Annotated in this window: 5 protein-coding genes; all 5 read right to left on the reverse strand. The window is 69.4% G+C overall.

Annotation, left to right across the window (positions count from 1 at the left end):
• From E7V67_021930 to E7V67_021950, 5 genes are read right to left on the reverse strand one after another with little or no spacing between them, the layout of a single operon-like run.
• Window positions 1-1,611, reverse strand: coding sequence for an MBL fold metallo-hydrolase (locus tag E7V67_021930; GenBank protein ID WUR12336.1), 1,611 nt, complete (start codon window positions 1,609-1,611; stop codon window positions 1-3).
• 14 nt (window positions 1,612-1,625) lie between these two features.
• Window positions 1,626-2,420: a homoserine O-succinyltransferase gene (locus E7V67_021935; protein WUR12337.1), complete on the reverse strand. Its 795-nt coding sequence runs from the start codon at window positions 2,418-2,420 to the stop codon at window positions 1,626-1,628.
• The gene (locus E7V67_021940; protein ID WUR12338.1) at window positions 2,417-10,777 is read right to left on the reverse strand and encodes a non-ribosomal peptide synthetase; all 8,361 of its coding nucleotides are present in this window, start codon (window positions 10,775-10,777) and stop codon (window positions 2,417-2,419) included. The genes E7V67_021935 and E7V67_021940 overlap by 4 nt, the downstream gene beginning before the upstream one ends.
• A 60-nt stretch (window positions 10,778-10,837) precedes the next feature.
• On the reverse strand, window positions 10,838-12,460 hold the full coding sequence (locus E7V67_021945) for a cyclic peptide export ABC transporter (GenBank protein WUR12339.1): 1,623 nt from the start codon (window positions 12,458-12,460) through the stop codon (window positions 10,838-10,840).
• A gap of 7 nt (window positions 12,461-12,467) precedes the next feature.
• Window positions 12,468-13,721: an aspartate aminotransferase family protein gene (locus E7V67_021950; protein WUR12340.1), complete on the reverse strand. Its 1,254-nt coding sequence runs from the start codon at window positions 13,719-13,721 to the stop codon at window positions 12,468-12,470.
• Window positions 13,722-13,793 lie beyond the last annotated feature (72 nt).

Raw genomic sequence — 13,793 nt, forward strand, 5'->3', positions numbered from 1 at the left:
TCAGCTCTTCGGTTCGAGGTTCCACACGCGCTTGGCGGCGAGGCGTTCAGCAGGGACGTCGCGCTCACCGCAGAAGCGCAACAGCTGGTCCGATTCGACGATCTGGCGCGCGTCGTCGTCGTAGTCCACGCCCATGAAGTAGCGGAACCACGGCTCCATCCCCAGTGCATAGATGCCCACGTGGCGTGGGCGGAAAATGTCCACCAGCCGGCTGGCCAGCGCGAAGTCGGAGCCGTTGAAGCGGCGCGATTCGTTGACGGCACGGGGGACGGGCTTGGTGAACAGCGCGCCATACAGCCAGCTCATGGGCGCGCCGACGCACTCCATGCCGATGAACAGCATGTCGAGATCGCCCGTGATGGCGTGGATGCGCTGGTACAACCGCTCGTCCAGGCTGGCGGCGTCGGCACCGGCGAAGATGCGGCGACCGTGCAGTTCGAAGTACCAGGCCGTCTTCGAGCGGATGTTCAGGTCCGCGTGTTCGCCCAGGAACGGCACCGCCAGGATATGGCCGCCGGCACACGCGATGCGCTCCATGTCCTCCAGCTCACGTACCGGCAGGCCAAGGGCCTGCAGCATCAGCTTGATCGACGGGTCGACCAGGTTGCCGCCACTGTTCTTCGGTACCAGCACCGTGCCGATCTTGTGGCGCAGCTGCAGCAGCGTTTCGATGCAGGTGTGGTCCATGTGCGTGTGGGTGATGCAGACGTAGTCGATGAACGCCGGCAGTTCGCTGTAGCTGACGATGGCGTCGTCGTGCTTGCCGTCGCGGCTGGCGATGACGGGATCGACCAGCACGGCGACATCCGCCGTTTCCACCAGCAGCCCGGCGTGGCCGACATAGGTGACGCGCACGCCATCCCGCGGCGCGGCATGCACGCGCGACGGCGGCGTGGTGGTGAACAGGCTCTGGTAATCCAGCCCGCCCGTCAGGCGCTGCTGCGCGAACAGCGCGTCGAGCGTCGCCTGCGATGCCGGCACGGTGCGCAGCGCGAACACGCGGTCCAGCCAGGGATCGTCGAGCCGGACGTCGGCATGCAGGTGATTACCGTCCGGCAGGCGGGGGGAGCTGAGGACGAAGGGACGTTGCTCGACCCGCGACAACAGGCCGAACGACACGCTCTGCCCTGCGCGCTTGTACAGCGGGCCGGCGTACAGCAGGCCTTCGATCAGGCGGAACGAGGCATGATGGTTCATGTCGTACACCAGTTCCACGTACCCGCGCAGTACGTCCGGAACCTGGCCGTACAACTGTTCCATCGACATGCCGGTCTGCGTTTCCAGCAATGCGTTCAATGCCGTGACGCCCTGGCGCAGGTCGAAGTAGTCGCGATTGTCCTGTTCCAACTCTTCGATCAGCCGGCGCACGTCGTCGATCTGGTCGGCGCTGCAGTTGACGAAGTCGCCGCCCGCCAGGCCGCGGTTCTGGCTGGCCGCGATGTGCAGCTGGGCGTTGGCGACGAAGGACTTCATCAGGCGCAGGTTGCGGCCGGTGAGGTTCATGGCCGCCGTCACGGGCGGCAGCAGGTAGGGCCACACATACCACTTGTGCAGCAGCGGTTCGAAGTAGGCGTCGTCGCGCAGGTAATACAGGGGCTCGTGTTGGTTCATATCGTTGTCAGCGTTCATGCAGCCTGCGCCGTGGCACGGACGTGGCTGCGGATCCAGTTGGCCAGCACCGGGCTGCCGCCCTGGCTGAGAAGAAGCTCCATGTGGCGGAAGGACTCGTGCTCGTGCGCCGCGGTGTAGGTATTGGCGGGATCGTCGCGGTCGCGCAGCCATTCGCGGTACAGCATGTCGGCCGTGTACTCGGGGTGGCCCAGCATCATGACGAGCTGTTCGTCCTCGGTCGCGAGCATCAGGTCGCCGTATTCGCGATGGCGCAGCAGCGGCTTGACCGGGCGCGCGCCGGGCAGGCCGCCCGCCGGGTCCAGCAGGGCCCAGGTGCTGAGGGGCAGCTGCAATGTCCTGTTTCCGCTCCCCAGATAGCGCTCGGCGCCGGGGCAGGCTTGCACCTCGTGCACGCCGAAGACCTTCTGTGCCATCAGGCGCTTGTCGTGTCCCAGGTATCGTGCCAGCGCCAACGCACCGAAACAGATGCCCATCACGCCGATGCGGCGCCGCTCCGCTTCATGGAAGATCGCGCACAGCTCGGGGAAATAGTGAATCTGCTCGTACGGCAGGTGTTCGACCGGCGCCCCTGTCACCAGCAACAGGTCGAGCGCGACGCGTGCCGTCAGCTCCTCGAAATCCGGATAGTGGGCGACGTCGCCGCCACTGCTGCGGTACGCATGCGAGCGCAGCCGGACCGAATGCAGCTCGACGGGCACGTCGGCACATTGCAGCGCGGCCGCGACGCTGCGACCGTACGCCTGCGCGTTCGGCATGAAATTGAGCACCCCTACGTGCAGCGGGTTCATGCGGCTTCCTCCTCGTCGTCCAGGTCCAGTACCAGCACCTTCTTGCGGCTTGCCGTGGCAAGCGCCGCGGCGATATGGTCGGCCTGCTGCGCCAGCTGCTGCAGCTGGTAGAGCTGACCCAGGCTGAGCGTCACGCCGAACGCTTCCTGCACCAGGAAGCTGAGCTTCGTCAACGCCAGCGAGTGGCCGCCCAGCTCGAAGAAGTGATCGAAACGGCCCACCGCCGCGACACCGAGCACGCCTTGCCAGATGTCGGCCAGGCGCCGCTCGATGCCGTCCTGCGGCGGCACGAAAGCCTGCCGCGCCAAGGCATCGTCATCGGGCAGCGGCAGCGCATCGCGATCGAGCTTGCCGTTGGGTGTCTGCGGCAATGCCGGCAGCGCGATGAACGCTCCAGGCACCATGTAGTCCGGCAGGCGTGCCAGCAAGGCGCTGCGCAGGGCCGCCGGTTCGGGCGCCGTATCCGCGCGTGGCACCACATAGGCCAGCAGGCGCTGCTGGCCGTCCGCCCCCGCACGGGCGATCACGGCGGCATCGGCCAATGCCGGCTGGGCGCGCAGCACGGCTTCGATTTCGCCCAGCTCGATGCGGAAGCCCCGTACCTTGACCTGGAAATCGTTGCGGCCCGCATAGTGCAGCATGCCGGCCGCATCCCATCGCCCCAGGTCGCCGGTGCGGTACAAGCGGGTATCGGGGTGCCCCGGTTCGGCCAGGAAGCGCTGTGCGGTCAGGTCCGGCCGGTTCAGGTAACCGCGCGCCACGCCGACGCCGCCGATATGGATCTCGCCGACCGCGCCGACCGGTACCGGCTGGCCCGCCTCGTCCAGGATATGGATGCGGGTACCCGCCAGTGGCCGCCCGATCGGAATGGCGCCGCCGGCGCGGCCGTCGTAATGCCAGGTCGTGGCGCAGACCGTGATCTCGCTCGGACCATAGGCGTTGACGAAACGGTGGCGCCGGCCCCAGTGGGCGGCGACGGACGGCGGGCAGGCTTCGCCGCCCACCAGCAACGTCATCGGCGCCAGCCGCTCGTCGTCAGCCATGATCGCCAGCACCGAAGGTGGCAGCAGCGCGTGGCTGATGTTCTGCTCGCCCAGGAACGCGAGCAGCGGCGCGCCCGGCATCAGCGCGGCGCGCGGTGCGGAAACCAGCGCCGCGCCGCTGGCCAGCGCCATGACGATTTCCCAGATGCTGGCATCGAAGCTGATCGACGCGAATTGCAGCACGCGGCTGCCGGGACCGATCGCCAGCGCCCGGTTCTGGTCCGCCGCCAGGCTGGCCAGGCCGCCATGTTCCACCTGCACGCCTTTCGGCTGTCCCGTCGAGCCGGAGGTATAGATCATGTAAGCGAGATGGCCGGGGCCAACGGCGGCGCCCGATGCCGGCGCCGGCGCAGCGCCGGGCTGCGCGCCGCCCGCTTCGATCAGGCAGCAGGGCACGGCCGCCAGGGCCGGTCCCAGCGCCTGTGCCTCGGCCAGCAGCGCCGGTTCCGTGACGAGCGCCGCCGGCATGCAGTCCTGTGCCATGTATGCCAGCCGTTCGCGCGGATACGCCGGATCGAATGGCACGTAGGCGCCGCCAGCTTTCAGGATCGCCAGCACACCGGTGATCAATCCGATGCCGCGTTCGGCATACAGGACCACCCGGCTGTCCGGTCCCACCCCGGCGGCCGTAAGCGCGCGTGCCAGCGTGTCGGCCCGCGCGTTCAATTCGGCGTACGTCAGGGTGGTACCTTCGTGCGTCAATGCCACGGCGTCCGGGTTGCGTGCCGCGTGGGACTCGAATGCGCGATGCACCAGCGGCGCGGCGCCGGCGGGCGTGCCGGCGCCCAGCCGTGCCAGCAAGGCCTGCTCGGCTGGCGCCAGCAATGCCAGCGTTTGCAACGGTGCCTGCGGCGCGGCGACGATGCTGGCCAGCAGTGTGAGCAGGTTATCGGCCAAGCGCGCCACCGTGGCGCGTTCGAACAGCGCGCAATCGTATTCAAAGCGGCAGTCCAGGCGGTCGCCGCGCGGCGTGATGTCGAGCGTCAGGTCGAATTTGGCGCCACCGTTGTGCACGTCGAGCACGCGGCCGGACAGGGCCTCCAGCGCCACCTCGTCCTGCGGCGCGTTCTGCAGCGCGAGCATGGCCTGGAACAGCGGCGTCTGGCCGGCCTGGCGCGCACCGGCGCTGGCCGCCACGACCTGTTCGAACGGGAGGTCCTGGTTGGCGAATGCCTGCAGCACCGTTTCGCGCACCTGCGCCAGCAGCGCCTCGAAGCCGTGCGCCGGCTCGAGCGTCAGGCGCAGCACGAGCGTGTTGACGAAGAAGCCGACCAATCCTTCCAGCTCGCCATGATGGCGGTTGGCGATCGGCGTGCCGATGCACAGGTCGCGCTGGCCGGAGTAGCGGCCCAGCAGCACACCGAAGGCGGCGCTCAGTACCATGAACAGGCTCGCCTGCCCTTCGCGCGCCAGGCGCCGCAGGCCTGCCAGCAGGCCCGGTTCGACGGTGAAAGCCAGCACGTCGCCGCGCAGGGCCGGCAGGGCCGGACGCGGATGGTCCAGCGGCAAGGCCAGCATGGCGGGCGCGTGCGCCAGGCGGTCGCGCCAGTAAGCCAGCTGATTGTCGAACGCGCCCTCTTCCGCGCGGCTGCGCTGCCAGCGGGCATAATCGCTGTACTGGAGCGGCAAGGCCGGCAGTGCCGCCGGCACACCACGGCGGGCGGCGTTGTACAGCACCGACAGTTCGCGGCTCAGGACACCGATCGACCAGCCGTCGGCAATGATGTGGTGCATGACCAGCAGCAGCACGTGCCGGGCCGGCGCGACGTGCAACAGGGTCGCACGCGCCAGTGGCGCGCACTCCAGGTCGAACGGCACCTGCGCCGCGGCGACCAGCCAGTCGTGCACCGCCTGCGGCGCCGCGTCGGCCAGGCTGGCGGTCTGCAGCGGCAACGCGGCATGGGCGGCCACCGCGCACAGCGGCTCGCCGTCGACGGTGACGAAGGCGGTACGCAACGCCGCGTGCCGCCGCGCCAGCAGGTCCAGCGCGTGCTGCAACGCGGGCACGTCGACCGCCCCCTCGAGCTCGACGGCGAACGGCAGGTTGTAGACGGCCGGATTCTCGCCCAGCTTCTGCAGCACCCACAGGCGCTGCTGCGCATACGACAGCGGCGCCAACGCGCCCGCCGCGGCGCCGTCGCCGGCGGCCAGGGCCAGCGGGCCGCTCGCGGCCTTGTCGGCGCGGTCGATCTGCTCGCCCAGTGCCGCCAGCGTCGGGTATTCGAACAGGGTGCGCAGCGGCAGGTCGACGCCAAGGCGCGCGCGCACATGCGACATCACCTGCGTGGCCAGCAGCGAGTGGCCGCCCAGCTGGAAGAAGTCGTCGGCGCGACCCACGTCGGCACACTTCAGCACCTCCGCCCAGATTTGCGCGAGCGCCTGCTCGGTGGCGCCGCTCGGCGCGACGAACGGTGCATGCAGGTCCTGTACGGGTCGCGGCAACGCGGCCCGGTCCACCTTGCCGTTGGGGCTCAACGGGAACGCCGGCAGCTGGACGAAATGCGACGGCAGCATGTACTGCGGCAGGGTTTGCGTCAGCGCCGCACGCAGTGCGACGGGATCGAGCGCGGCCTGCGCATCGACGCCGACCAGGTAGGCGACCAGGCGCACATCGGCGGCCAGATCGTCGCAGGCGAGCACCAGTGCCTGGTCGATGGCCGGCAGCGCCGCCAGCGCCTCTTCGATTTCCCCGAGCTCGATGCGCAGGCCACGCACCTTGACCTGGTGATCGATACGGCCCAGGTATTCCAGCACGCCGTCCGGCAGGGAGCGCACCAGGTCGCCGGTGCGGTACATGCGCGCGCCTGGCTGCCCGGCAAACGGATCGGGCAGGAACCGTTCGGCGGTCAGTTCGGGACGGTGCAGATAGCCGCGCCCGACCCCGTCGCCGCCCACATACAGCTCGCCCACGGCGCCTTGCGGCACCAGCTGGCGGCCGCCATCGAGCACATACAGGCGGGTGTTGGCGATCGCCCGGCCGATCGGCAGCGTCGTCACCGGCTCATGCGGGTGCCAGGCGTAGTGCGACACGACATCGGAGGCCTCGGTCGGGCCGTACGTGTTGTGCACCAGTGGTGGCGTGGCGACGTCGCGGTATGCCGCGCGCAGCAGGCCGACCTGGATCGGCTCGCCGCCCAGGAAGACGGCGCGCAGCGACGCCATGCGCGCCGCGCCGCCGTCGGCCAGCAGCGGATAGAACGCGCTGGGCGCGCAGTTGATCAGCGTGATCCCGGCGGTCCCCGCATAGGCGCCGATGCGTTCCGGCGCGTAGTCGTCCGCCATCAGGTGCAGCTCGCCGCCGACCAGCAGGATGCCGAAGATGTTCTTCTGCGTCAGGTCGAAGCTGAAGGACGACACCAGCAGCACGCGATCGGCCGCGCCGATGGCGTACTCGCGCACGAACCACGTCAGCAGGTTCAGCACGCCCTGGCGCTGCACCATGGCGCCCTTCGGCTTGCCGGTCGAACCGGACGTGTAGATGACGTATGCCAGGTCGTCCGGCCCGCCCACCGGAGCCGGTGCGCTGTCCGGGTGTGCCGTGTGATCGGCGTCGATCACGATGGCCGGCGCCTGCGCCGGCAGGCGCGCGGCCAGGTGCTGTTGCGTCAGCACCAGCGCCGGGGCGGCGTCTTCCAGCATGTATGCGAGGCGCGCGGCCGGATAGTTCGGGTCGAGCGGCAGGTAGGCACCGCCGGCCTTGACGACGGCCAGCACGGCCACGACCATGTCGAGCGAACGCTCGACGCAGACGCCCACCAGCACGTCCGGCCCGACGCCGCGCGCGCGCAGCAGGTGGGCCAGGCGGTTGGCCCGGCCGTGCAACTGGGCGTACGTCAGCACCGTGCCGGCGCAAGCCACCGCCGGCGCATCCGGCGTGCGCGCGGCCTGCTGCTCCAGCAGCGTGGCCAGGTTGGCCGTGCGCGGGTAATCGTGGCGGGCGGACTGCCACTGCGCCGACAGCGCCGCCAGCTCACCTTCCGACAGCAGCGCCAGCGCGGCGACACGCGCCTGGGCATCGGCGCCGACCTGTTCGAGCACGCGCACGTAGTGGCCGGCCAGCCGGGCGATCGTCGCTTGGTCGAACAGCGCCGTGCTGTACTCGAACACCAGGTCCAGCTCGGCGCCGACGCGGTTCATCTCGATCTTCAGGTCGAACGCCGCGTACTGGACGCTGGCCGCGTGGCGGCCTTCGATGTGGAGCGCGTCGCCGTCCGGTGCCAGCGCCGCCTGTTCCTGGCCTTCGAACTCGCTGTGGTAATTCAGTACCACCTGCGCATAGGGCGTGTAGGCCGGGCTGCGCTCGGACACCACGTGCTGCAGGATCAACTCGAACGGCAGCTGGCAGTCGTAGGCGGCCAGCAGGTTCGCCGCCGTATCGGCAAGCAGCGCCGCGAACGTATCGTCGCCGTGCACGCGGGCACGCAGCGGCACCACGTTGACGAAGTTGCCCGGCATGTGCTCGGTACCTGCCGGGCGGTTGGCCGACAGGGCGCCGATGGCGAAATCGGTCTGGCCGGAATAGCGGTACAGCACGGCGTTCAACGCCGCGGTCAGCACCATGAACAGCGTCGCGTTCGAGCTGGCGGCAAGCCGGTTCAGGTCGCGCACCAGTGCCGCCGGCACGCGCGTCTGCCATGCCCGGCCTTCGTGCGCCATCACATTGGCGCGCGGCCGGTCGGTCGGCAGCGCCAGCAGCGGCGAGGCGTCGGCCAGGTTGGCGCGCCAGAATGCCAGCGCCGCGGCCAGCGCCTCGCCCTGCCAGCGGCGCTGCTCCCACACGGCATAGTCGGCGTACTGCAAGGCCGGCGCAGGCAGGGCCGCGGCCTGACTGTCGCGCAGCGCCGCGTAGATGCGGCGCAGTTCGCCCAGCAGCACCGGCGTGGACCAGCCGTCGTGCACGATGTGGTGCAACGTCAGCAGCAGCACATGGCGCGTATCGGCAATCGACACCAGACTGGCTCGCAGCAATGGACCGGCCGTCAGGTCGAATGGCTGCGCGGCCTCGGCACGCACGATGCGTTCGGTGCGCGCCTCGGCCTCGGCGACCGGCAGCGCGGCCAGGTCGACGATGGTCAGCGGCAGCGCCAGCTGCGCCGCCACGTGCTGCCGCGGCACGCCGCCGTCGGCGGGGAAGCTGGTACGCAGCGTGTCATGCCGCGCGACCAGCGCGTTCAGCGCCCGTTCCAGCAGTGCGGCATCGACGGCGCCCGTCAGCGCGAGCGCCAGCGGGATGTTGTAGAACGGGTTGCCGGGCTGGTACTGGTCGAGGAACCAGAAACGCTGCTGGGCGAACGACAGCGGCGCCAGACCCGCGTGCCCGGCCGGCGCCAGCACATCGGTGGCGCCGCCCGCGGCCGCGTCACCGACCGCCGCGGCCATCGCCCGCGGGGTCGGCGCGTGGAACACGACCCGCAGCGGCAGCTGCACGCCGAATGCCGCGTTGACGGCACCGATCAGCTGGGTCGCCAGCAGCGAGTGGCCGCCCAGGCGGAAGAAATTGTCGTCCAGCGCCAGCGGCGCCTGCTCGAACAGCTCCTGCCAGATCGCCAGCATGCGCTGCTCGGCGGGTGCGACGGCACCCGCCACCGCGGCCACGCTGTCGTCTTCACGGCGCCAGCTCCAGATGGGATCGAGGGCGCCTTCCAGATACAGCTGGCGGCACGCCACGCGCTGCAGCTTGCCGCTGGAGGTGCGTGGAATGCGGCCCGCCTTGACCAGCACGACACCGGCCAGGTCGAGGATGTCGTGGCGCTCGGCCAGCGCCTCGCGCAGTCGGGCCACCAGCGTGGCCGTGTAGGCCTGCTGGCGCGCCTCGAGCTCCTGCACGACGACCAGCGCGGTCGTGGCGTCGTCCTCCACCGCGAACACGGCGCAGCCGCTGGGCCGGAAAGCGGTATCGAGCTTCTCGACCGTGATCTCGACGTCCTGCGGATAGACGTTGCGGCCGTTAAAGATCATCATTTCCTTGATGCGGCCCGTGATGTACAGGCGGCCATCGGCGACGAATCCCAGGTCGCCCGTGCGCAACCAGCGGCCGGGGCCACCGGCCAGCGCGGCGCCGAATACCGCCGCGCTGGCGTCCGGCTTGCCCCAGTAGCCATCGGCGACGGATGGGCCGCTGATCCAGACTTCGCCGACCGCGTTGTCCGGCAGCGCCACGCGGCTGTCCGGCTCGACGCAAACGATGCGGTGCGCGCCGTTGACGGCCGCGCCCGTGCAGGCAATCTCGATCTCGTCCGCCGCGCCGGCGCTGTCGGTCACGACGTTGCGCTCCAGCGCCGCCTTGCTGAGATGGCGGCTGTGCGGCAAGGCGCCCGGCCGCTTGTCCATCGCCGCGCAAGCCAGCAGCACACACTCGGCCATGCCATACGCCGGCACCATCGCTTCCGGCCTCAGGCCGCAGTCGGCGAAGGCGGCGGCGAACTCCCGTACCGTCTCCATGCGGATACGCTCGGCGCCGTTGACCGCGACCTCGAGGCAGGACAGATCGAGGCCGGCACGCTGCGCCGGCGTGACGCGCTGCGCGCACAACTGGTAGGCGAAGTTGGGCGCGCCGGTGATGCGGGCGCGGTATGCCGCGATGAGCTTGAGCCAGCGGTGCGGGCGCATCAGGAACGCGGCGGGCGGGAACTGCACGCTGTGGCAGCCGACATAGACCGGCGAGACGATCGTGCCGATCAGGCCGAAGTCGTGGTGCGGCGGCAGCCACGAGACGAACACGTCGTCGCCGCGCATGCCGTACAGCTGCTGGCTGAGGGCGACGTTGGCCAGCAGGCTGGCATGGCTCACCATGACGCCTTTGGGCGCACCGGTCGAACCCGAGGTGTACTGCAGGAACACGATGTCGCTGGCACGCACCGACGGCTCGCGCCATGGCGGCGCCGTCTCGTCCAGCGCATCGGTCGCCAGCCAGTGGCAGCGGCGCAGCGCGTCGTCGCCCGCCGCGCCATCGACGATCGTGGCGCGGATCGCGGCGCTGGTCAGGGCCGCGCTGGGCTGGGCGTCTTCCGCCTGCAGCCGCAGCCGCGGCAGGGCACGCGGATTGGCCGGCGGCAGCGCGGGCACGGCGGTGACACCGGCGTACACGCAGGCATAGAAGGCGACGATGTAGTCCAGGCTGGGCGGATACACGAGCAGCACGCGGTCGCCCGGGCTGGTGACCTGCTGCAGGTGCGCCGCCAGGCGCTGCGCCGCGGCGTCGAGCTGGGCATAACTGAGCGCACCGCTGACCGATTCACCATCGTTCAGATAGGTGAAGGCCGGCCGGTCCGCCGTGCCGGCGGCGCTGGCACGATGGCGGAGGACGTCGAACAAGGTCGCGCAGGTGTCGGGTATGGCGGAGGTATGCATACGGTGGCGAGTAAGAGAAAAAATTCAGGCGGCGGCGCGCTGGAGATCCGTCAGCTGGCCGTGCTCCAGTTTCAGCAGCCGGTCGGCGCACTGGAAATAGGCATCGTCATGGCTGATGACCACGACGGTCTTGCCGCGTGCCTTCAGGTCAGGCAGCAGCTCCGTGTAGAACACCCGCTTGAACACGGGATCCTGGTCGGCGGCCCATTCGTCGAACAGATAGATCGGCCGGTCTTCCAGGTAGGCCAGCACGAGCGCGAGACGCTTGCGCTGTCCCGTCGACAAGTTGACCGTGGAGAACTTGCCGTCCACGACCTTGACCTTGTGGCCGAGGCCGAGCGCGCTGACATAACGCTGGGTTTTCTCGCCTGCCCCGGTTTCGTTGTTGAGCAGATGCTCGAACAGGTGAAAATCCGCCAGCACCGCCGAGAAGAACTGGCGATAGTGGGCGATGTTGGCGGACGTGACAGCCGTGCCGTTCAGGTGCACCGCGCCGCCTTCCGGCTCATACAGTCCCAGCAGCACCATGGCCAGCGTCGTCTTGCCGCTGCCGTTGCCGCCGATGATGAAAACGATCTCGCCAGCATGCAGGCGCAGGTTCACCGGTCCCAGCGTGAAATGGGTGTCCTCGACGTCGCCCGGATAGCGGTGCGTGACCTGGTGCAGCTCCAGGACCACGGGCCGCGCGCGGTCGAACGGCTGCGGGCCCGCCAGCGTGGGGGGCGCCTGATTGAGCACGTTGTCCAGCTGCTGCATCTTGTTCAACGCGATGCCGGACTGGCGCAGCGACGGCAGTGCGCCCATCAGCTCGCCGATCGGGCGGATCAGGTACAGCAGCACCAGTGTCACCGTCGTCAGCGTCTGCACCGGCTGCGGGATCCAGCGCGGCACGATGAACAGCACCACGCCGATGACCAGGTAGAACAGGATCGCCCCCACGTTCAGCACCCACGTGTAGGCCGTCGTCCCCTGGACGAACGCCCGCTTGTAGAGCTGTGCGCCGGGCGCGATGACGCGGTGCACGAATGCCTCGCCCCGCTCGGCGTTGAGCTGCAGCTCGCGGCTGCCGTCGACCAGGCTGCGGAAGTTATGGAACAGCAGGTCGACGTGCTCGCGGACCTGGCGCATCAGCCGGATCGGATGCTGCTCGGCCAGGTGGAACGCCCATGCGCCGATGACGAGGCAGGCGGCCAGGATGGCAAACAGCGACCAGGACAGCCAGGCCAGGTAAGCCAGGCAGACCACGATCAGGATCAGATTGCCCAGCGCCAGCGGCACCAGGACGAACGACTGCACGAAGACGTCGATGTCCTTGGTCAGCACGACCAGCAGGCCGGGCTTGCCCAGTTCCTGCAGGCGACGCGCCGGCGTGGCCAGCAGCTTGTTGCTCAGGTTGATGCGCAGCTGCAGGATCGCCCGTTGCGTCAGGTGCAACAGCGACAGCTCGGAAGCCGTCTTGGCCAGCATGTACAGCAGGCAGTTGCCGAAGAACATCCAGGCCAGCGTATCGAGCGGCGCACTGTTGCCGATGCCTTTGCTGATCAGCGCCACCAGCGAAGCGCCGGCCAGGCCGCTGATCAGGGCGCAGGTCGTGGACAGCCACAACAGCTTCCAGGATTGCTCGTGCAGATATCGCAGCAGGTTCATTGTGCGCTCAGTACGTGACGACGGCACGCGCGTCGTGCGCTTCGATGCCGGCAGCCGCGCGCGCGGCCCCCTGCTGCACGGCCGCCGCCAGGTCGTCGAAATAGCGCTCGGCGACCTGCTCGTGCACCAGGTTGACGGTCTGCTGGATCGCTGGCGGCTCGGCGACGAGGCTCATGTACCAGCCGCGTTCGCGCATGTCGTCGGCGATGCTGAAGATGTTCGCCTGCGGCGCCGTCACGGTCACGACGGCCAGGTCCGGCGGTCCCAGCACTTCCAGGCCCAGCGCGCGGAAACCGGCGATGTAGTGGTCGCGCAGGCGCATCAGCCGGGCGGTGGTGGCCAGGTAGCCCTCCTCGCCCAGGAAGTGCATGACGGCCCAGGCCGAAGCGATCGTGCCGCCCGAGCGCGTGCCGGCCAGCGTGGGCGTGAAATAGTCGCCCTTCGGCCAAGCGTCGAAGCGGCAATATTGATAGTCCAGGTCGGCCTCGTCGCGGTACAGCACCAGCGACGCGCCTTTGGCCGAGTAGCCGAACTTGTGCAAGTCGGCCGACATCGAACGCACGCCCGGCACGGCGAAATCGAACGGCGGCACGGGATATCCCAGCTTGGCGACGAACGGCGCCAGCATGCCGCCGATGCAGCTGTCCACATGCAGCCAGGTGCCCGTGCGCAGCGCCAGCTGGCCCACTTCGGCGATGGGATCGACGAGGCCGTAGGGCAGCGATGGCGCCGAGGCGACCAGCAGGATCGTGTCTTCGTCCATGGCCGCTTCCAGTGCCGCCACGTCGCAGCGATAGCCCGGTTGCAGCGCGGTGCGCCGCACGGTCAGGCCGAGCAGATGCGCGGCCTTGTCGAACGCCGGGTGCACCGACCGCGGCAGCACGATATTGGGTTGCTTGCGCGGCCGGGTTGCCGCGGCGAAGTCACGGGCGGCCTTGACGGCCAGGATGATGCTCTCGGTGCCGCCGGACGTCATGCAGCCGGCGCTGCCCGAGGGCCCGTGCAGCAGGCCCAGGGCCATCGCCACCACCTCCTGCTCCATCTGGCGCGTGCTGGGGAATGCCACTGGCGCCAGCGCGTTGGTGCTGGCGAACATCGCATAGGCCTCGGCCGCGACCTGGCTGACGTCATCGTTGGCGTAGTAGCAGTGCAACGGCAGGCGGCCGTCCCGGTGGGACCAGTCGAGCGATTGCAATTCGGCCAGGCGTCCCTTGATGCCGGCCCAGCTGGCACCGCGTGAAGGTAGCGTGTATGTGGTCATGGAGTTCCTAACAGGAAGTGGTGAGCGGCGACGCGGACGCAGGCATCCCCGGGGCCGGCATGGCGGCCCTGA

Source organism: [Empedobacter] haloabium (assembly GCA_008011715.2).
Taxonomy (GTDB): domain Bacteria; phylum Pseudomonadota; class Gammaproteobacteria; order Burkholderiales; family Burkholderiaceae_D; genus Rugamonas; species Rugamonas haloabia.

What these genes read in the sequence shown, in the direction of transcription:
- E7V67_021930 (WUR12336.1), bottom strand. Translation starts at nt 1,611, where the DNA reads ATGAACCAACACGAGCCCCTGTATTACCTGCGCGACGACGCCTACTTC.
- E7V67_021935 (WUR12337.1), bottom strand. Translation starts at nt 2,420, where the DNA reads ATGAACCCGCTGCACGTAGGGGTGCTCAATTTCATGCCGAACGCGCAG.
- E7V67_021945 (WUR12339.1), bottom strand. Translation starts at nt 12,460, where the DNA reads ATGAACCTGCTGCGATATCTGCACGAGCAATCCTGGAAGCTGTTGTGG.
- E7V67_021950 (WUR12340.1), bottom strand. Translation starts at nt 13,721, where the DNA reads ATGACCACATACACGCTACCTTCACGCGGTGCCAGCTGGGCCGGCATC.